This is a genomic window from Actinomadura sp. CNU-125 (assembly GCF_001942465.1).
Taxonomy (GTDB): domain Bacteria; phylum Actinomycetota; class Actinomycetes; order Streptosporangiales; family Streptosporangiaceae; genus Spirillospora.
In genome coordinates this window covers 1-18679 of the sequence record NZ_MKJY01000073.1, presented here as the reverse complement: position 1 = coordinate 18679, position 18679 = coordinate 1, and the positions used below count along the sequence as shown (strand labels likewise).

Genomic DNA, 18679 nt, shown 5'->3' with positions numbered 1-18679 from the left:
ACCACAACCCCGCCAACCTGGCGGACCTGGTGGCCGAGGCCGTCGGCGAGCGGCTGGACGCGATCGAGCCGATGCGGGTACCGGCGGTGGACGTCCGCGTCGGCTACCGGCGGGGCTGAGGGGAGAGCCGCATGCGGATCGCGATCATGACGACGGGGGCCGTGCTGGCGGGCTGCGGAACAGCCGCCCTCGGCCTCGGGCTCGGCGCCTTCGGCCTGGCGGACGCGCCGCCCTTCCATCCGGAACTGGTGGCGTTCGCCACCGAAAGCCTCTGGTTCCTGCCGGTCCTCACCGGCGTCGCGGAGGCGGTCGCCCTCGCCGGGCAGCTGTGGCTGATCACGCAGCTGCGGTCGGTCGTCCAGCAGTGGCGCCCCGACCTGGACGCCCGCACCCGCGAGCGCGCCCGGGAGGCCGCGGGCGTCCTCGACCGGGACGCGCGGAACCTGCCGGGCGTGCAGGACGTGCGGATCCGGCTGACCGGCAGCGTGCAGCGGCCGCGGCTGCGGATGACGGTCGTGTGCGCGGCCGACGCCGTGCTGGGCGAGGTGTACGGGGAGCTGGGCGCCGGACCGGTGGAACGGTACCGGCGGGCGGTCGGGATGCCCGACCTGCCCGCCGTGATCCGGTTCCGGCTGGTGTTCCCCCGTTCCGGGCGGCGCCGCGCGCCCCTGGAAACGGCCGGAACGGCCTGAACGTCAGCCCTTGGCGGTGCCGACGGTCGCCGCCGTCTCGCGCTCGGACGCGCCGTCGGCGTCCGTCGGGGCGTCGTCCGTCGGGGCGGCGGCGTCGTCCGGACGGTCGGCGCCGCCGTGGGCGTCGTCCAGCATCGTGGCCTCGTCGAACGGGTCCTCGCCCGCGAGGACGCGGCGCGCCTTCGCGGCGTCGAACTCCCGCGTCCACACGCCGATGACGACGGTCGCGACGGCGTTGCCCGCGAAGTTCGTCAGGGCGCGGGCCTCGGACATGAACCGGTCGATGCCGACGATGAAGCCGACGCCGTCCACCAGTTCCGGCTTGTGCGACTGCAGGCCCCCGGCCAGGGTGGCCAGGCCCGCGCCGGTGACGCCCGCGGCGCCCTTCGAGGCGATGATCATGAAGAGCAGCAGCGGGATCTGCTCGCCGACCGACAGCGGCTGGTCCTGCGCGGACGCGATGAACAGCGTCGCCATCGTCAGGTAGATGGCGGTGCCGTCGAGGTTGAAGGAGTAGCCGGTCGGGACGGTGATGCCGACGACCGGGCGGCTGATCCCCAGGTGCGTCATCTTGGCGATGAGGCGCGGCAGCGCCGACTCCGACGACGACGTCGACAGGATCAGCAGGAACTCGCGGGCGAGGTAGCGCAGCAGCGTGAACACGTTGATCCGGGCGACCAGCCACAGCACGGCGCCGAGGATGACGAAGACGAACACCACGCACGTGACGTAGAAGCCGACCATGATGACGGCGAGGCTGCGCAGCGCGTCCCAGCCGCTGGAGCCGACGACGGCGGCGATCGCGCCGAACGCGCCGACCGGGGCCGCCCACATGATCATCGACAGCACGCGGAAGACGAGCTTCTGCAGGTGCTCGATGCCGCGCAGGATCGGGGCGCCCGCCGGGCCGAGCTGCTGCAGCGCGAAACCGACCAGCAGCGCGACCAGCAGCGTCTGCAGGACCTCGCCCTGCGTCAGCGCCGACACGAGCGTGTCGGGAACGATCCCGAGCAGGAAGTCGACGGTGCCCTCGCCGCCTTCGGCCTGCTCGTGCGCCGACGACACGCTGGACGGGTCGAGGTGCATGTTCTCGCCCGGGTGCAGCAGGTTGCCGACGACCAGGCCGATCGTCAGCGCGAACGTCGACATCAGCAGGAAGTAGCCGATGGTGATGACGCCGACCTTGCCGACGCTGGCCGCGCGGGCGACCGAGCCGACGCCGAGCACGATCGTGCAGAAGATGACCGGCGCGATCATCATCTTGATCAGTTTGACGAAGGCCTCGCCGATCGGCTTCAGTTCGACCGCGAAGTCCGGCGCCGCGATCCCGACGGCGGCACCGGCGACCACGGCCGCGATGACCGCGAGATACAGGTAGTGCACGCGGTCCTTGGGTTTGCGGCCCGCTGGGGTGGGGGTGGCAGCCAAAACATGTCTCCTCTGGTTATCCGGCGGGCACACTATGCGCGTGTCCTGTGACCCCAGTCACGTTTGTGTACGTTTTGTTCGCACGTCGGGGACCGGAGGTTTGCGGAAGGTGAAGGCGCTGGCCGCGGCGTCGATCGGACGCTGGAGCCTGGCGCGGCGGCTGCTCGTGCTGCAGGCGGTCGTCGTCGGCCTGCTCGTCGTCCTCGGCACCGCCCTGGCCGGGCTGGACGCGCGCCGCGCGGCGCACGACCGCGCCGAGCAGACCGTCACCGCCGTCGCCGAGAGCATCGCCGACTCCCCGAACCTGCGCGCCGCGCTCGCGTCCCCCGACCCGACGTCGGTCCTGCAGCCCTACACCGAGCTGATCAGGCACGACACCGGCATCGACTTCATCACGATCATGGCGCCGGACGGCACCCGCTACACCCATCCCGAGCCGGCCCGGATCGGCGGCCGGTTCGTCGGCAACACCGGCCCCGCGCTCGCCGGACGAACGTTCAGCGAGACCTACACCGGGACGCTCGGCCCGTCCGTCCGGACGGTCGCGCCCGTGTTCGGCGAGGCCGAGGCCGGTTCGTCCGGCGCCCGGCGGCGCGTGGTGGCACTGGTGGCGGTCGGCATCACGGTCCGGGAGATCTCCGCGGAGTTCCGGGAACGGCTGCTGTCCCTCGGCCTCGTCGCGGTCGCCGTGCTCGGCGCGGGGATCGCCGGGAGCTACCTGATCTCGGCGCGGCTGCGCCGCCAGACGCGCGGCGCCGCGCCCCGCGAGCTGCGCGAGATGTTCGACTACTACGAGGCGATCCTGCACGCCGTCCGGGAGGGCCTCCTGCTGACCGACCGGGCCGGACGGATCGTGCTCTACAACGACGCGGCCCGCGATCTCCTCGGGCTGCCGCCGCCCGCGCGGGTGCGCGGCCGTCCCGCCGCGGAGCTGGGCCTGCCGGACGCGCTGGCCGAGGCGCTCGTGTCGCCCGCGCCCCGGTCGGACGAGATCCACGTGGGCGACACGCGCGTCCTGGTCGTGAACACCTCGCCCGTCCGGTCCGGGGACCGCGCGATGGGGAACGTCGTGACGCTGCGCGACCACACCGAGCTGCAGGGCCTGACCGGCGAGCTGGACACCGTGCGCGGGTTCGCCGAGTCGCTGCGGTCGCAGGCGCACGAAGCGGCGAACCGGCTGCATACGGTGGTGTCGCTGGTGGAACTCGGCCGTCCGGAGCAGGCCGTGGAGTTCGCGACGTCGGAACTGGCGGCGGCGCAGCGGCTCACCGACCGGGTGGTCGGCGCGGTGAGCGAGCCGGTGCTGGCGGCGCTGCTGCTCGGCAAGTCCGCCGAGGCAGCCGAACGCGGCGTCGAGCTCGACCTCGGCACCGAGTCGGCGCTGGACGGCGCCGCGGGCGGGATCGAGCCGCGCGACCTCGTCACGATCCTCGGCAACCTGATCGACAACGCGGTGGACGCCGCGATCGCCGGGGCCGACCGGCGGCAGCCGCGGGTGACGGTCACCGTGCGGGCGGCGCCGGACGCGCTCGTCCTGACGGTCGCCGACAGCGGCCCGGGCTTGCGGGCGGCGGCCGTCCCGGACATGTTCCGGCGCGGCTGGACGACGAAACACGACGGCGGCGGCGACGCGGCCGGCCGCGGGCTCGGGCTCGCACTGGTCGGGCAGGCCGTCCGCCGCAACGGCGGGACGATCGAGGTCGACGGCGGGATCGACGGCGGCGGGTCCGGGGCGGAGTTCACCGTCCGGCTGCCGGTCCGCGCACGACGAACGGAGGGGACGGTGCGATGAACGGCACGCCGATCCGGGTGCTGGTGGTCGAGGACGAGCGCGTCGCGGCGGAGGCGCACCAGCTCTACGTCGAGCGCGTCCCCGGGTTCGAGGTCGCCGGGGTGGTGCATTCCGGCGCGGACGCCCTGCGGTTCTGCCGCCGCGAACCCGTCGACGTCGTCCTGCTGGACTTCTACCTGCCCGACACGCACGGCCTCACCGTCTGCCGGGCGCTGCGCGCCGAGGGACGCGACGTGGACGTCATCGCCGTGACGTCCGCGCGGGACCTGACCGTCATCCGGTCGGCGGTGTCGGCCGGGATCGTCCAGTACCTGCTGAAACCGTTCACGTTCGCGTCGCTGCGCGAGCGGCTCGAACGGTACGCGCGGTTCCGCGACCAGACGGCGCGGGACGGGCAGGTCGCGGGGCAGGCCGACGTGGACGGGATGCTCGCGGGGCTGCGCGCCCCCGGGCGGCCCGCGCTGCCGAAGGGGATGAGCGGCGAGACGCTGGAGCGGGTCAGCGCGGCGCTGTCCGGCGCCGCCGACGGGCTGCCGGCCGCGGCGGTCGCCGACCTGGCCGGCGTCTCCCGCGTCACCGCGCGCCGCTACCTGGAGTACCTCGCGGAGAACGGGCTGGCCGCGCGACGCCCCCATTACGGGCAGATCGGGCGTCCCGAGGTGCGTTTCTACCCTGAGCGGCGCCGCGCCGCCGGGTAGAACGAGCGCGACTCGGGGTACCACTGGGACGATGGTTCGTCAGTGCAACGACTTCGGGGGAGTTGTCGTGGGTGACGTGAACGACAAGACCGAGCGCAAGACCCAGGGCGAGGCGGGCCGCGAGGCCGCCGGTGACGCCGCTCCGGAGGGCGAGGAGCGCGCGGCCGCGCGCGAGGCGGCGCACGGCCGCAAGGGCGCGGCACCGAAGCCCGGGGACGCGGCGAGGAAGATGCGCGCCATGTTCAAGGGGTAGCGGCCGGACGGGCGTTCTCGTCGGAGGGGCCGGTGGGGTGCCACCGGCCCCTCCGCACGGCCGGGCAAAACGCCATTGACCTGGTCTTTGTCCATTTTGGCGGTTTTCTTCGGCCGTGCCGAGCATCACACTGACGTTACCGACGCGTTTGGGGGACGTCGTGAGCCAGGAGGATGGGCGCACCGGCCAGGGACAGACCGGGACGATGCAGCGGCCCGGGCAGCAGGGACAGGCGCGACGGCCCGACTCGGGCGGCCGCAGCGAACTCGTCACGCAGGGGGGCAAGACCACGATCGCCGACGTCGTCGTCGCGAAGATCGCGTCGATGGCGGCCCGGCAGGTCGGCGGCGTCCACGAGATGGGCGCCGGGATGAGCCGCACGATCGGCTCGATGCGCGAACGGATGCCCGGCATGTCGAGCGATGTCACGCAGGGCGTGCAGGTGCAGGTGGGGGAGCGGCAGGCGGCCGTGGACATCGACGTCGTCGTCGAGTACGGCGTCTCCATCCCGGACCTCGCCAACGCGGTGCGCCGCAGCGTGAGCAACGAGATCGAGCACATGTGCGGGCTGGAGGTCGTCGAGGTCAACATCGCCGTCGACGACGTGCACCTCGCCGAGGACGACGAGGAGCGGCAGTCCGAGAGCCGCGGGTCCGATGATCACGTGGACGAACGCGCCCGGGCGGTCCGCGGTGCCGAGCCCGTCGGCCGCTCCGGGCGTCGAGGCCGACACCGCACCGGAGGCCGAAGCGGACACCGAGGCCGACACCGAGACGATCCAGGCCGCGCCGGTCGAGCCGTCGCCCGCCGAGATCCTCGCCGAGCGGATCGCCGAACGGGTGCTGGCCTGCGACGGCGTCGCGGAGCTGACGGCCGGGCCGCACGGCCGCGTCGCGACCTACCGGGCGGGGCCGCCGTTCGCGGGCGCGCGGTCCGCGACGGGACGGTCGAGGTCGGGGTGGTCGTCCGCTACGGGCGCCCGCTGCCGCTGGTCGCCGCGGACGTGCGCGGCGCCGTCCGTCCGCTGTGCGAGGGACGCGCGGTCGACGTGCTGATCGCCGACGTGCTGACCTGAGGGGGAGAACCGGATGGACATGAGACTGCTGTGGCCCCTGGTCGGCCTGGCGTTCGGCATCGCGCTCGGATTCGCGGGCGCGTTCGGCGGCTTCGGCGCGTTCTTTATCGTGCTGCTGCTCGGCGCGTTCGGCTTCCTGATCGGCCGCGCCATCGAGGGCGAGCTGGACCTGCGGCAGCTGTTCTCGCTGAACGTCGGGAAGCGGCAGCGATGACCGCCCCGCCGGACGCGCCGCCCGAGGCGCCGCCGGGCGAGGCCCCGCCGCCCGGGGCCGCGGCGGGCGGACGCGGCGAGACGCGATCGCCGACCGGGCCGTGGCGCGGATCGTCGCGCGCGCGCGGGCGAGGTCGAGGAGTCGGGCGGGCTCGGCCGCTCGCTGCTCGGCGTGCCGGTTCCCGGCCGCCGCGCGGCCCGCACCGAGGTCCGCGTCGACGGCCACATCGTCACCGCGCGCGTCGCGCTGTCGGTGACGTACCCGATGCCGGTGCGGGAGACGGCCCGCCGCGTCCGCGAGAACGTCCGCGCGCGGGTGGAGGAGCTGACCGGCCTCACCGTCCGGCAGGTGGACGTGGACGTCGCGGTGCTGGAGCACCCGCTCGCGCACGAGCGGACCGTCCGGTGACGGCGCACGCCGGGCGGGTCCGGCCCGCCCGCACCGGGCACGCAGACCGGGCCGCCCGGGCCCGCAAGGCCGATCGCGCCGCCCGGCACGCGTTCCGGTCCCGGCGCGTCCGGATGGCGACGCTCGCCGCCGTGCTGCTGACCGCCGCCGCCGTCCTCACCGCGATCGAGGTGATCACCGGCCTGCTGGACCGGCCCTGGCACCTGATCCCGTACGAGCGCGTGTCGGACGTCGCGTGGAACGACGCGAAGACCCTCGGGATCACCGCCGCGCTCGCCGCGCTCGGGCTGATCTTCCTGCTCGCGGGCCTGCTGCCCGGCCGCACCCGGATGGTGCCGCTGCAGGGCGACGACCCGGACGTGATGATGGGCGTCAACCGCCGCGGCCTCAAGCGCGCGGCCGCCGCCGCCGCCGAGGACGCCCCGGGCGTCTCGCGCGTCCGCAAGGTGAAGCTGCACCGCCGCCGGGTGAAGGTGCGCGCCGAGACGCCCGTGCACGAACCCGCGGGCCTCGGCGAGGGCGTCGCCGCGTCCGTCCAGGACCGGCTCGACCGCCTGCGGCCGTTCCCGCCCCGGTCGGTCAAGGTCCGGCTCAGAGCCGAGAGGGACTGATGGACCGCCATCCCGCCCACGCGAACCGTACCGGCCTGATCCTGCTGGGGGCCGTCCTGCTGGGCGCCGGCGGGGTGGGCCTCGCGCGCGGCACCGGGCTGTTCGGCGACGGGACGACGCGGGTGTTCTCCCCGGACGTCCGGCGGTTCGCCGAAGACAACGCGTGGTTCTGGCCCGCGATCGCGGCGGTCGCCGTCGTCGTGGCCCTGCTCGGCCTGCTGTGGCTGATCGGCCAGCTCCGCACCCGCCGCGTCCCCGAGCTGGCGATGGAACCCGACCCGGACGGCGGCAGGACGCGCCTGTCGGCGAAGGCCGTGACCGGGGCTCTGCAACAGGAGATCGAGGAGTATCCGGGGGTCCGCCGGGTGCGCGCCCGCCTCCTCGGCTCGTCCCGTTCGCCCGAACTGCGGCTCAACGTCACCTACGGGCACCGCGCCGACCCCGCCGACCTGCGCCGCCGCATCCAGGAGGAGGGCGTCCCGCGCCTGTGCGCCGCCCTCGAACGCGACACGATCCCCACGGTCGTCCGGCTGCGCCTGGTGCCGAAGGACGAGCCCACGACCGTCGTCTGACGGGGTTTGACGCGACCTTGGAACGCCCTTGGGCCCATTGTGTCGGATATGCGACTAATGTCCGAATACAGAACCTGACGTCGAGAGCAAGAGGAGGCGCGCTTGTCCCACCACCCACGCACGGGCGGCTCCGAAAAGGGGCTCTTCGACGTATGGAGGGAACACACGGATCACGGCATGGGCCCCTTCCACTGAGCGGCCCGCCGGCCCGGGGGACGCGGCACTTCCCATTTCCACCGCGCCCTCCGGGTCTTTCCGTGTGCGCGCCCCGTCGACCGGCTCAGCGCGCGACGTCCGCCTCACGTATCGCGGAGCCGCTCGAACAGTTCTCGGCGTTCCTCGAACACCTGGTCGGCGGCCTCCTCGATCGAGAGGGCGATGTCGTCCATGTCATCCGGCGGGGGAGCGTGCACGGTTCGCAGTCTATTACTCGCTGTCAGCATTCGATGACGTTGACGGCGAGGCCGCCGCGGGACGTCTCCTTGTACTTGTCGAGCATGTCGCGGCCGGTGTCGCGCATGGTCTTGATCGCCTTGTCGAGGGTGACGAAATGGCGGCCGTCGCCGCGCAGCGCGATGCGGGCCGCGCTGATCGCCTTGACGGCGCCGACGGCGTTGCGCTCGATGCACGGGACCTGGACGAGCCCGCCCACCGGGTCGCACGTCAGGCCGAGGTTGTGCTCGATGCCGATCTCCGCCGCGTTCTCCACCTGGCCGGGCGTCCCGCCCAGGACCTCGGTGAGCCCGGCGGCCGCCATCGAGCAGGCGGAGCCGACCTCGCCCTGGCAGCCGACCTCGGCGCCGGAGATGGACGCGTTCTGCTTGAACAGCACGCCGATCGCCCCGGCGGCCAGCAGGAACCGGACGATCCCGGCGTCGTCGCGTCCGGGGACGAACCGGTCGTAGTAGTGCAGGACGGCCGGGACGATGCCCGCGGCGCCGTTCGTCGGGGCGGTGACGATCCGGCCGCCCGCCGCGTTCTCCTCGTTGACGGCGAGGGCGAACAGGGTCACCCAGTCCATCGCGTGCAGGGGATCGGACGGCTTCTCCGCCGTGAGCTGCCGGTGCAGCAGCGGCGCGCGGCGGCGGACCCGCAGGCCGCCGGGGAGCAGACCCTCGCGGCCGCAGCCCCGGTCGACGCACGCGCGCATGACGTCCCACAGATCCAGGAGCCCCGCGCGGATCTCGGCGGGCGAACGGCCGAACGCCCGCTCGTTCTCCAGCATCACCCCGGAGACCGACAGGCCCGTCTCAGCGCAGCGTTCGAGGAGTTCGGCGGCGGTGTCGAAACGGTGGGGCAGGACGGTGTCGTCCGGCTTGATCCGGTCGGCGCCGGTCGCGGACTCGTCCACGACGAAACCGCCGCCGACCGAGTAGAACACCCGCGCGCGCAGCTCGTTCCCCGCGTCGTCGAACGCCGTGAAGCGCATCCCGTTCGGGTGCCCGGGCAGCGACTCCGTCCGCTCGAACACCAGGTGCTCGCCGACCTCGAACGGGACGTCATGGTCGCCGAACAACCGCAGGACGCCGCGGGCGCGGACGTCCGCGACGCGTTCGTCGGCCGTGTCGACGTCCACGGTCTCGGGCTTGTCGCCGCCGAGGCCGAGGATGACGGCCTTGTCGCTGCCGTGCCCCTTGCCCGTGAGGCCGAGGGAGCCGTAGAGGATCGCCCGCACGGACGCGGTCTTCTCCAGCAGCCCGTCCCGGTGCAGGCCGCGGGCGAACCGGTGCGCGGCCGCCATCGGGCCGCCGGTGTGCGAGGACGAGGGGCCGATGCCGATCTTGAAAAGGTCGAAGACGCTGATGGCCATGGGTGCCCCCGGGTTCCCTCCGCCGGGACGGTCCGGCGGAGGGAACGGTGCTCTAGAGGTTCGGGTACAGCGGGTGCCGGTCCGCGAGGGCCTTCACCCGCGCGGCCAGCGCGTCCCGGTCGAAGGACGGCTGCAGCGCCAGCGCGATCACGTCCGCGACCTCGGCGAAGTCCTCGGTCGTGAAACCGCGGGTGGCCAGGGCCGGGGTGCCGATCCGCAGCCCGGACGTCACCATCGGCGGGCGCGGGTCGTTCGGGACGGCGTTCCGGTTGACGGTGATGCCGACCTCGTGCAGCCGGTCCTCGGCGTCCCGTCCGGTCAGCTCGGAGTCCACGAGGTCGACCAGGACCAGGTGGACGTCCGTGCCGCCCGTCAGCACCTTCACCCCGGCCTTCGCCGAGTCCTCGGCGAGGAGACGCTCGGCGAGGAGCTTCGCGCCCTCGACGGTGCGCGACTGCCGCGCGCGGAACTCGTCCGAACCGGCGATCTTCAGCGCGACCGCCTTCGCCGCGATCACGTGCTCCAGCGGGCCGCCCTGCATGCCCGGGAACACCGCCGAGTTGATCTTCTTGCCGTACTCCTCGCGGGCCAGGATCAGCCCGCCGCGCGGCCCGCCCAGCGTCTTGTGCGTGGTCGTCGTGACGATGTCGGCGTGCGGGACGGGCGACGGGTGCAGGCCCGCCGCGACGAGCCCCGCGAAGTGCGCCATGTCGACCATGAGCAGCGCCCCGACCGAGTCGGCGACCTCCCGGAACGCCGCGAAGTCGAGCTGCCGCGGGTACGCCGACCAGCCCGCCACGATCATCTTCGGCCGGTGCTCGGCCGCGAGCGCCGCGACCTCCTCCATATCGACCAGGCCGTCCTCCGCGCGGACGTGGTAGGGCACCACGTTCAGCATCTTGCCGGAGTAGTTCAGCCGCATGCCGTGCGTGAGGTGCCCGCCGTGCGCGAGGTCCAGGCCGAGGATCGTGTCGCCGTGCTGCAGCAGCGCGAAGTACACGGCCGTGTTGGCCTGCGCGCCGCTGTGCGGCTGGACGTTCGCGTGCTCGGCGCCGAACAGTTCGGTCGCGCGGTCGATGGCGAGCTGCTCGGTGACGTCCACGAACTCGCAGCCGCCGTAGTACCGGCGTCCCGGATAGCCCTCGGCGTACTTGTTCGTCAGGACCGAGCCCTGCGCCTCCAGCACCGACGTCGGCGCGAAGTTCTCGGACGCGATCATCTCCAGCGTGGACTGCTGGCGCCGCAGCTCGGCGGCGACGGCCTCGGCGACCTGCGGGTCGGCGTCGGCCAGCGAAGCGTAAAGGGACACGGTCACGCCTCCTCGACGAGCTTGCCGTAGGCGGCGGCGTCCAGCAGGTCGCCCGGTGTCTCGGAGATGCGGACCTTGAAGATCCACCCCTCCCCGTACGGTCGTCGTTGATCACGCTCGGCTCGTCCACCACGCCCCCGTTGATCGCGGTGATCTCGCCGCTGACCGGGGAGAACAGCTCGCTGACGGACTTGGTCGACTCGACCTCGCCGCAGGGCTCGCCCGCCTCGACCGTGTCGCCCTCGGACTGCTGCAGTTCGAGGTAGACGATCTCACCGAGGGCGTCGGCGGCATGGGCGGTGATCCCCACCGTGACGATGCCGTCCTCGGGTGCCTGCCCGGCGTCGTCGAGGCCGGCGACCCACTCGTGCTCCTCGCTGTAGCGGAGCTGCTCCGGAACGCTCACGTCAATGCTCTCTCTTTCGGCGTGATCTTGCAAAGAACCTCGGGCGTGCAGGCCCGAGAAGAACTGCACCCTGAAAACGCGGTGCGGAGCACCGCACCATCGTGTCGGAACGGTCCGCACCCTGTGCAGTGCACGGTGCGGGCGCCCGTCGTCCTCGTCGGAGTACTCCGGTTCGCAGCGATGCGCGATGGCGGGCACCGACGAGGTGTGGCGTGTCCGTCTCCCTTTGGATCGCTAGGGGCCGGACTCGCCGACGAAAACGTAGAGTAATGCTATGGTCACGATCGTGAAGGTCATGGTCCAAGTGAAGCTCCTGCCAGATGCCGTGCAGGCGGCGGCGCTCAAGCGGACCTTGCCCGAGATCAATGAAGCGGCCAACTGGGTCTCTGCCGTCTCGTTCGAAAACCTCGCGCTCAAGGCCTGCGTCCGTGATCTGCGGAACCTGTGTTACGGCGAGTTGAAGGCCCGCGGTTTCGGAGCCCAGGCCGCGCAGCACATCATCAAGCGCGTGGCCGACGCCTACACCAGCCTGCGGGCCGCCATCAGGGCCGGGAACTTCGGCCCCAACGGATCCAGGAGTCGCCGCAAGGTCGACTCTAGACCGATCATGTTCCGCCCTCACGCGGCTCACACGTACGACGACCGTTGCTTGTCGTGGAACTACGACCGGCGAACCGTCAGCATCTGGACGCTGGACGGTAGAGTCAAGAACGTGCGCTTCGCGTGTTCGTCGAGTGCACTCAGGCAGTTGGCCGACTATCGCCGGGGCGAGTCGGACCTGTTGTTCCGGGACGGAAAATGGCTCTTGGCCGCCACCTGTGAGATGCCCGAGGCCCGGCAGTATGAGCCCAGCGGCTTCATCGGGGTGGATCGCGGTATCACCAACCTGGCCACCACCAGCGACGGGCACGATCACTCCGGCCGTCGCCTCGGCCGGTACCGGCGGTGGCAGGCACGTAAACGCGCCGAACTGCAGGCCAAGAAAACCCGTTCGGCCAGACAGGCGCTGAAGAAGCGGTCGCGCCGTGAGGCCAGGCACGCTGCTCACATCAACCATAAGATCGCCAAGACCGTCGTTGCCGTCGCCCAACGCACCGAGCGCGGTATCGCCCTGGAGGAACTGGGCGGTATCCGCGAGCGGGTCACGGTTCCGCGCGACCAGCGGGCACGACTGTCGTCCTGGCCGTTCCACCGGCTCGGCGCCTTCATCGCCTACAAGGCGAAACGGGCAGGAGTGCCGTTCATCGAGGTGGATCCGGCCCACACCTCGCAGCGCTGCCCGCGCTGCGGGCACACCGGGCGCGCCAACCGGCGTACCCGGGATCACTTCAGCTGTCGTCGGTGCGGTCTCGCTGGGCCCGCCGACCACGTCGCCGCGGTCAACATCGCCGAGCGAGCGGCCACGGCGTGGGTATTCGTCAACATGCCCCAACCGGCCCCCACCTGACCGGGGACCGGCGATGTGACCTGTGACCGTCCCACCGTAGAGGGCAGTCGGGAGCATAAACGAAGCCTTCCTCGACCGGGTCAACGATCTCGGTCGTTCACGGCCGAGTAGTTGACGAACGCTTGTAGAACGGCAGGGCGACCACGTCGACCGGTTCCGCCCGCCCGCGGACGTCCACGGCCAGGCCGGACTCCCCGACACCGGTGTCGAGGTACGCCATGGCGATCGGCTCGCCCAGTGTGGGCGACGGCGCGCCGCTCGTCACGACGCCGCACGGGACGCCGTCCGACGTGACGACCGCATACCCCTTGCGGGGCGCGCGACGCCCCCGCGCCACCAGTCCCACGAGCCTACGGCCCGCGGGAGTCTGCGCCTGCGCCGCCAGGGCGCCCTTGCCGACGAAGTCGACGGTCTTGTCCAGTTTGACGACACGGCCGAGCCCGGCTTCGAAGGGGGTGGTCTCGGCGGTCAGCTCGTTGCCGTACAGCGGCATCCCGGCCTCCAGCCGGAGGCTGTCGCGCGCCGCGAGCCCGCACGGGACGACGCCGTCCACGGCGGCCAGCTCGTTCCACAGCCGGACGGCGTCGCCCGCGTCGGCGAACAGCTCGAAGCCGTCCTCGCCGGTGTAGCCGGTGCGGGCGAGCAGCACGTCGATCCCCGCGACCCGGTCGGCGAGCACGGCGTAGTACTTGAGGTCGTCCAGCGGGGCGGCGGTGAACCGGGCGAGGATCCCCTGCGCGTCCGGGCCCTGCAGCGCGACGAGCGCGTACGCGGACGAACGGTCGTCGACGGCGGCGTCGAAGCCGCGGGTCCGCTCGACCAGCTCGTCCCGGACGACGTCGGCGTTCGCCGCGTTCGCGACGACCATCCACGATTCGTCCGCGAGCCGGTACACGATGAGGTCGTCGAGGACGCCGCCGTCCGGCGCGCAGAGCATCGTGTAGCGGGCCTTGCCGGTCTGCATCGGCGACAGGTTCCCGACGAGCGCGTGGTCGAGCGCGTCTCCGGCACCCGGCCCGGTGAGGAAGATCTCCCCCATATGGGACAGGTCGAACAGCCCCGCGCCGGTGCGGACGGCCCGGTGCTCGGCCGTCTCGCTCGCGTAGCGCAGCGGCATGAGGTAACCGGCGAAGTCGACGAGGTGCGCGCCGAGGTCCACGTGGACGTCGTGCAGCGGCGTTCGCTTCGCGGTCGGATCGGCGGGCATGGGTTCGGCTCCTTCGTCACGGGCGCGACGCGGTCGATGGAGTCGACGGGGTCGACAGCGTCCATCGTCCCACTCGCGCACCGGGCGGCTCGGTGCCTCCCCCTCTGTCATCGGCGCCTGAGAGCTTCACCGCGCCGCGCGCGTGCGGCGGCGGGGCTTTCACCTTCGGCGGGGGACCGGGTCCCCGCTTTCCAGAGGTCGCCTGGCCCGTGCGGTCCGTTGGCCTGAGAGGTTCCGGGGAGGAGTTGCTCCTTCGGCGTCCCGGGCCGGCTGCCGGGGACTCTCCCGCACGGGATGAAACGGCTGCGCGCCAGGCTAGCAGCGGCGTCGCCGCCCCGGCCAGCCCCGGGCGGCGCGCCGCGTCACCCGGCGGACGGCGGGTCGGTGGAGAACTTCTTGGCGCAGACTTCCATCGCCTTCATGACGCGTTTCATCTGCTCCTTCGACGGCGTCGAACCCGGTGTCGGAGTCGGGACGTCGACGCCCTGCTCCGCCATGCAGTCGTTCAGTTCCTTGGCCGCGTTCGACATGTCGGGGCTGCCGGACGTCCCGCCCGTCGCCGGGGCGTCGCCGGTTCGCGGGGCCGCGGACGCGCTCGTCGCGGGCGCCGACGAGCCCGAACCGTCCGTGCCGCTCGCCTCCGGTGCCTCGTCGGAGCCGCCGCAGCCGGTGAGGGCGAGCGCGATCGTCAGGAACGGCACCGCCGCGAGCGCGCGTTTCATGGCGTTTCCTTCCGGCAGACGGACGGGACCGCCATGATGTGTCCCGCCCGGTTCGCACCGATAGCGACGCTTATGCCAACGCGTACGTCCAGATTTGTTGGCGGAGTGCCAAAAAGGCGCCGGACGGGCCGTTTCCCGGGGCATCCGGGCGACCCGGCGGATGACGTACGCTGAGTTGGTTGCTGGAGATCACCCCGCCCGGCGGGGGTCGGACGACCGGAGGGGCGTGACGCATGGGCTGGCTGGCCGGCGTACTGATCCTGTTCTTCGGCCTGATGGCGTCCATCGCCCTGCACGAACTGGGGCACTTCTCCTTCGCCAAGCTGTTCAAGGTGCGCACGACCCAGTTCATGGTCGGGTTCGGGCCCACGCTGTGGTCCCGGCACAAGGGCGAGACCGAGTACGGCATCAAGTGGATCCCGCTCGGCGGCTACATCCGCATGATCGGCATGCTGCCGCCCCGCAAGGGCGACAAGCCCGGTGAGATCCGGCAGATCAGTACCGGCCCGTGGCAGGGCCTGATCGAGTCGGCGCGCGGCGCGGCCCTGGAGGAGGTCCGGCCCGGCGACGAGAAGCGCGTCTTCTACGCCAAGCCCTGGTGGCAGAAGCTGCTGATCATGTTCGGCGGCCCCGCGATGAACCTGCTGCTCGCGGTGATCTTCTTCGGCATCCTGATCATGGGCCTCGGCACGTACGTGAGCAAGCCCGTGATCAACCAGGTCTCCGACTGCATCATCCCGGCGAGCCAGGCCGCGAACGTCGACGGCTGCCCCGCGAACGCCACCCCGACCCCGGCCCGGCAGGCCGGGCTGCAGGCCGCGACCGCGTCGTCTCCTTCAACGGCACCCGCATCGAGGACTACGAGCAGCTCCAGCTGCTCATCCGCGACTCGGCGAACACGTCCGTCCCGATGACGATCGAACGCGACGGCGCGACGCGGCGGGTGACCGTCCCGATCACCGAGAACCAGCTCGCCAGCCTGGACGACCCGGACGAGGTCGTCACCGTCGGCTTCCTCGGCATCACCCCCACCCGCGAACTGGAACGGCAGGGGCCCGGCGCCGTCGCCGAGCACATGGTCGACCTCACCGGCCGGACCGTCGAGGCGCTGCTCAACATGCCGCAGAAGATGGTCGGCGTGTGGGAGGCCGCGTTCGGCGGCGAGGAACGCGACCCGAACGGGCCGGTCGGCGTCGTCGGCGTCAGCCGGTTCGGCGGGCAGATCGCCGCGTCCGACGACCTCACCGGGCAGGAGAAGGTCTCCTACTTCGTCATGCTGCTCGGCTCGCTGAACCTCGCGGTCGGGCTGTTCAACCTCGTCCCGCTGCTCCCGCTGGACGGCGGCCACATCGCCGGCGCCCTGCTGGAGGCGATCAAGAAGTTCTTCGCCCGGATCTTCCGCAGGCCCGACCCCGGCTACGTGGACGTCGCCAAGGCGCTCCCCGTCACGTACGCGATGGCGATCGTGCTGATCGTCATGGGCGGCCTGCTGATCTACGCCGACCTGGTGAACCCGATCCGGCTCATGTGACGCCGGACGGTTCGACGTCGTCCGGCAGCGTGCCGGACTTGAGGAACCGCTCCAGCGCCACCATGTACGGCGAGATGTCGAGGCCCTGCGTGCGCAGCCACGTGTCCGACCCGTACGTCCCCGCGTACCGCTCGCCGCCGTCGCAGATCAGCGTCACCACGCTGCCGCGCTCTCCCCGCGCGCGCATCTCACCGATCAGCTGCGCCGCGCCCCACATGTTCGTGCCCGTCGAACCGCCCACGCTCCGGCCGCCGATCGCGCTCGTCCAGCGCATCGCCGCGATCGACGCCGCGTCCGGCACCCGCACCATCCGGTCGATCACCGTCGGCAGGAAGGACGGCTCCACGCGCGGGCGCCCGATCCCCTCGATCCGCGAACCGGACGCCGTCCGTCCGGGATCCTGGTCCTCGAACGAGCCGAAGAACGCCGAACCCTCCGGATCGACGACCGCCAGCCGCGTCTGGAACTGCTGGTACCGCACGTACCGGCCGATCGTCGCGGACGTCCCGCCCGTCCCCGCGCCCACCACCACCCAGGACGGCTCCGGGAACCGCTCCAGCCGCAGCTGCTCGAAGATCGACTCGGCGATGTTGTTGTTGCCCCGCCAGTCCGTGGCCCGCTCGGCGAACGTGAACTGGTCCATGAAGTGCCCGCCGCACTCCGCCGCGAGCCTCCGCGACTCGTCGTAGATCGCGCCCGGCTCGTCCACCAGATGGCAGCGGCCGCCGTAGAACTCGATCAGCGAGATCTTCTCCGGGCTCGTCGACGCCGGCATCACCGCGACGAACGGCAACCCCAGCAGCCGCGCGAAATACGCCTCCGAAACCGCCGTCGACCCGCTGGACGCCTCGATGATCGTCGTCTCGCGGGTGATCCACCCGTTCGCCAGCCCGTACAGGAACAGCGACCGCGCCAGCCGGTGCTTCAGCGACCCCGTCGGATGCACCGACTCGTCCTTCAGATACAGGTCGATGCCCCACTCCGGCGGCAGCGGGAACACGTGCAGGTGCGTGTCGGCGCTGCGGTTCGCGTCCGCCTCCACCAACCGGATCGCCTCGGCGATCCAGGCCCGGCCTCCGGGGTCACAGCGCTCCACGATCCGGCCCACGGCCCTCCCTCGATCGTCCGCGATCGGCAGGTTCCCACGATATCGGTGCAAGTCACCGGGCATCATGGAGCCCACGGGGGGCTCATGATCCACTTGTTCGAGCATCGCATCGTCGACACCGGCCGACTGCCGCTGTTCGGCTTCTTCGTCGCGTTCATCGTCACGTTCGTGCTGACGCGGGTGAACGTCCGGCTGATCCGCGCGGACGTCCGCTGGTGGTTCCGCAACGTCCAGGCGGGCGACGTCCACATCCACCACGTCGTCTTCGGCGTCGTCCTCATGCTGGTCGGCGGCGTCGCGAGCCTCGCCGTCCCGGACGGGCGCGTCGGCCTCGACCTCGCCGCCGCCGTCGTCTTCGGCATGGGCTCCGCGCTCGTCCTCGACGAGTTCGCGCTGATCCTGCACCTCAGCGACGTCTACTGGACGGAGAAGGGCCGCGCGTCCGTCGACGCCGTGTTCGTCGCGATCGCCGTCACCGGCCTGCTCCTGCTCGGCGTCAACCCGCTCGGCCTCGAAAGCTCACCGCTCCCGGCCGTCCCCGGGATCCAGGTCGAGGTCATCTCCGGGTTCTACGTCGCCTCCCTCGCGGTCAACCTGGTCCTCGCCGTATTGACCCTGCTGAAGGGCAAGATCTGGACGGGGCTTATCGGCCTGTTCGTGCCCGCGCTGCTGATCGTCGGCGCCGTGCGCGTCGCCCGTCCGGGCTCGCCCTGGTCCCGCTGGCGGTACGGCGTCGACTCGCGCAAGTACGCGCGCGCCGTCCGCCGCGAGACGCGGATCCGGCGCCCCCTGATCCGCGGCAAGATCTGGGTGCAGGAGTTCATCGCCGGACGCCACGACCTGATCCCGCCCGAACTCCGCAACCGCCGCGCGGCCGCCGAACGCGCCAACCGCCGCAAACTCGCCCGCGCCCGGCGCCGCGCCGCCGCCCGGGCCCACCGCCTGCGCCGCCGTCCCGCGCGTCCGGGCCCGCACCACCGCCCGTCTCAAAACCCGCCGCGCGAAGGCCGCGAGCAACGACGAGCCCCGCAGGAACCCCCGCCTGCGCCTGGGCCACATCCGCACCCTCCGCCCCCAAACCGACCCGGACCAGGGCGAGGCCGCCCCCGCGAAGACGATCCGTCCGCCGGACGGCCGCCCGGCGGACGGCCGCACGGAGACAAGCCGAGCGGCGGTCGGACACCCGTCCTCGGGACGCAGGGCGGGCAGGCAATCGGAGCCGGGCCGTGCGGAGCCGAGCCGCGCGGCGGATGGCCGTGCGGAGACAGGCCGTGAGGCGGCCGGACGCCCGTCCTCGGCCCGTGAAGCGGACGGACACCCAGCCTCGGGCCGTGGGGCGGACGGACGCTCGGCCTCAGGGCGTGCGGCGGACGGGGGAGCGGAATCGGGTCGTGCG

At 72.2% G+C, this 18679-nt stretch carries 19 protein-coding genes, 1 pseudogene and 1 riboswitch; of the genes and pseudogenes, 13 read left to right on the top strand and 7 right to left on the bottom strand.

Annotation, left to right across the window (positions count from 1 at the left end; translation table 11 throughout):
- Window positions 1-131 precede the first annotated feature (131 nt).
- The gene (locus tag BJF79_RS10120) at window positions 132-692 is read left to right on the top strand and encodes a hypothetical protein (protein WP_075896554.1); all 561 of its coding nucleotides are present in this window, start codon (window positions 132-134) and stop codon (window positions 690-692) included.
- 3 nt (window positions 693-695) lie between these two features.
- On the opposite strand, the gene BJF79_RS10115 is transcribed toward BJF79_RS10120, so the two are convergent.
- Complete coding sequence (locus BJF79_RS10115) at window positions 696-2120, bottom strand: cation:dicarboxylate symporter family transporter (RefSeq protein WP_262401796.1); 1425 nt, start codon at window positions 2118-2120, stop codon at window positions 696-698.
- A 109-nt stretch (window positions 2121-2229) separates the two neighbouring features.
- Here BJF79_RS10115 and BJF79_RS10110 point away from each other — a divergent pair, with 109 nt between their 5' ends.
- From BJF79_RS10110 to amaP, 8 genes are all read left to right on the top strand, one after another.
- Entirely contained in the window at window positions 2230-3912 is a 1683-nt protein-coding gene (locus tag BJF79_RS10110; RefSeq protein ID WP_262401795.1) for a sensor histidine kinase, read from the top strand.
- Entirely contained in the window at window positions 3909-4610 is a 702-nt protein-coding gene (locus BJF79_RS10105; RefSeq protein WP_075896550.1) for a response regulator transcription factor, read from the top strand. The genes BJF79_RS10110 and BJF79_RS10105 overlap by 4 nt, the downstream gene beginning before the upstream one ends.
- 67 nt (window positions 4611-4677) lie before the next feature.
- Complete coding sequence (locus BJF79_RS10100; protein WP_075896548.1) at window positions 4678-4863, top strand: hypothetical protein; 186 nt, start codon at window positions 4678-4680, stop codon at window positions 4861-4863.
- 160 nt (window positions 4864-5023) lie between these two features.
- Window positions 5024-5938, top strand: a complete 915-nt coding sequence (locus BJF79_RS65410; protein ID WP_316043312.1) for an Asp23/Gls24 family envelope stress response protein — start codon at window positions 5024-5026, stop codon at window positions 5936-5938.
- 13 nt (window positions 5939-5951) lie between these two features.
- Window positions 5952-6152, top strand: coding sequence for a hypothetical protein (locus BJF79_RS10090; protein WP_410050065.1), 201 nt, complete (start codon window positions 5952-5954; stop codon window positions 6150-6152).
- Between the two features lie 171 nt (window positions 6153-6323).
- Window positions 6324-6560, top strand: a complete 237-nt coding sequence (locus BJF79_RS10085) for an Asp23/Gls24 family envelope stress response protein (RefSeq protein ID WP_158079144.1) — start codon at window positions 6324-6326, stop codon at window positions 6558-6560.
- Window positions 6557-7171, top strand: a complete 615-nt coding sequence (locus BJF79_RS10080; RefSeq protein ID WP_075896544.1) for a DUF6286 domain-containing protein — start codon at window positions 6557-6559, stop codon at window positions 7169-7171. Before BJF79_RS10085 ends, BJF79_RS10080 begins: the two co-directional genes overlap by 4 nt.
- Window positions 7171-7743 carry an alkaline shock response membrane anchor protein AmaP gene (gene amaP, locus BJF79_RS10075; protein ID WP_075896542.1) on the top strand — a complete coding sequence of 191 codons (573 nt, stop codon included), beginning with the start codon at window positions 7171-7173 and terminating at the stop codon, window positions 7741-7743. Before BJF79_RS10080 ends, amaP begins: the two co-directional genes overlap by 1 nt.
- A gap of 436 nt (window positions 7744-8179) precedes the next feature.
- Here amaP and BJF79_RS10070 read toward each other — a convergent pair whose 3' ends face one another.
- The 3 genes and pseudogenes from BJF79_RS10070 to gcvH form a co-directional block, all read right to left on the bottom strand.
- Window positions 8180-9553: an L-serine ammonia-lyase gene (locus BJF79_RS10070; RefSeq protein ID WP_075896540.1), complete on the bottom strand. Its 1374-nt coding sequence runs from the start codon at window positions 9551-9553 to the stop codon at window positions 8180-8182.
- A 52-nt stretch (window positions 9554-9605) separates the two neighbouring features.
- On the bottom strand, window positions 9606-10868 hold the full coding sequence (glyA, locus tag BJF79_RS10065) for a serine hydroxymethyltransferase (protein WP_075896538.1): 1263 nt from the start codon (window positions 10866-10868) through the stop codon (window positions 9606-9608).
- Window positions 10865-11268, bottom strand: a pseudogene (gene gcvH, locus BJF79_RS10060) (glycine cleavage system protein GcvH). Before gcvH ends, glyA begins: the two are co-directional and overlap by 4 nt.
- Window positions 11269-11542: 274 nt before the next feature.
- Here gcvH and BJF79_RS10055 point away from each other — a divergent pair.
- On the top strand, window positions 11543-12715 hold the full coding sequence (locus tag BJF79_RS10055; RefSeq protein WP_075896536.1) for an RNA-guided endonuclease InsQ/TnpB family protein: 1173 nt from the start codon (window positions 11543-11545) through the stop codon (window positions 12713-12715).
- Between the two features lie 97 nt (window positions 12716-12812).
- Here BJF79_RS10055 and gcvT read toward each other — a convergent pair whose 3' ends face one another.
- Together gcvT and BJF79_RS10045 are read right to left on the bottom strand one after the other, a co-directional pair.
- Window positions 12813-13922 (bottom strand): glycine cleavage system aminomethyltransferase GcvT, encoded by a 1110-nt coding sequence (gcvT, locus tag BJF79_RS10050; RefSeq protein ID WP_075896534.1) that lies wholly within the window; start codon window positions 13920-13922, stop codon window positions 12813-12815.
- Window positions 13923-14124: 202 nt separating this feature from the next.
- A riboswitch (glycine riboswitch) is annotated at window positions 14125-14220 on the bottom strand.
- 64 nt (window positions 14221-14284) lie between these two features.
- Window positions 14285-14644: a hypothetical protein gene (locus BJF79_RS10045; protein WP_075896532.1), complete on the bottom strand. Its 360-nt coding sequence runs from the start codon at window positions 14642-14644 to the stop codon at window positions 14285-14287.
- A gap of 233 nt (window positions 14645-14877) precedes the next feature.
- On the opposite strand from BJF79_RS10045, the gene BJF79_RS59185 reads away from it, so the two are divergent.
- Window positions 14878-15558 (top strand): site-2 protease family protein, encoded by a 681-nt coding sequence (locus BJF79_RS59185; protein WP_262401793.1) that lies wholly within the window; start codon window positions 14878-14880, stop codon window positions 15556-15558.
- Window positions 15555-16175, top strand: coding sequence for a site-2 protease family protein (locus BJF79_RS59180; RefSeq protein WP_262401792.1), 621 nt, complete (start codon window positions 15555-15557; stop codon window positions 16173-16175). Before BJF79_RS59185 ends, BJF79_RS59180 begins: the two co-directional genes overlap by 4 nt.
- Here the strand turns inward: BJF79_RS59180 and BJF79_RS10035 are convergent.
- Window positions 16168-17283 (bottom strand): PLP-dependent cysteine synthase family protein, encoded by a 1116-nt coding sequence (locus tag BJF79_RS10035; RefSeq protein ID WP_075896530.1) that lies wholly within the window; start codon window positions 17281-17283, stop codon window positions 16168-16170. The two genes, BJF79_RS59180 and BJF79_RS10035, sit on opposite strands and share 8 nt — an antisense overlap.
- Window positions 17284-17367: 84 nt before the next feature.
- On the opposite strand from BJF79_RS10035, the gene BJF79_RS59175 reads away from it, so the two are divergent.
- Window positions 17368-18558 carry a hypothetical protein gene (locus BJF79_RS59175; protein ID WP_075896528.1) on the top strand — a complete coding sequence of 397 codons (1191 nt, stop codon included), beginning with the start codon at window positions 17368-17370 and terminating at the stop codon, window positions 18556-18558.
- The last annotated feature ends 121 nt before the right edge of the window (window positions 18559-18679 follow it).

Coding starts and splice junctions, on each gene's coding strand:
- BJF79_RS10120 (WP_075896554.1), top strand. CDS start 132: ATGCGGATCGCGATCATGACGACGGGGGCCGTGCTGGCGGGCTGCGGA.
- BJF79_RS10105 (WP_075896550.1), top strand. CDS start 3,909: ATGAACGGCACGCCGATCCGGGTGCTGGTGGTCGAGGACGAGCGCGTC.
- BJF79_RS10090 (WP_410050065.1), top strand. CDS start 5,952: ATGGACATGAGACTGCTGTGGCCCCTGGTCGGCCTGGCGTTCGGCATC.
- amaP (WP_075896542.1), top strand. CDS start 7,171: ATGGACCGCCATCCCGCCCACGCGAACCGTACCGGCCTGATCCTGCTG.
- BJF79_RS10070 (WP_075896540.1), bottom strand. CDS start 9,553: ATGGCCATCAGCGTCTTCGACCTTTTCAAGATCGGCATCGGCCCCTCG.
- BJF79_RS10055 (WP_075896536.1), top strand. CDS start 11,543: ATGGTCACGATCGTGAAGGTCATGGTCCAAGTGAAGCTCCTGCCAGAT.
- gcvT (WP_075896534.1), bottom strand. CDS start 13,922: ATGCCCGCCGATCCGACCGCGAAGCGAACGCCGCTGCACGACGTCCAC.
- BJF79_RS10045 (WP_075896532.1), bottom strand. CDS start 14,644: ATGAAACGCGCGCTCGCGGCGGTGCCGTTCCTGACGATCGCGCTCGCC.
- BJF79_RS59185 (WP_262401793.1), top strand. CDS start 14,878: ATGGGCTGGCTGGCCGGCGTACTGATCCTGTTCTTCGGCCTGATGGCG.
- BJF79_RS59180 (WP_262401792.1), top strand. CDS start 15,555: ATGACGATCGAACGCGACGGCGCGACGCGGCGGGTGACCGTCCCGATC.
- BJF79_RS59175 (WP_075896528.1), top strand. CDS start 17,368: ATGATCCACTTGTTCGAGCATCGCATCGTCGACACCGGCCGACTGCCG.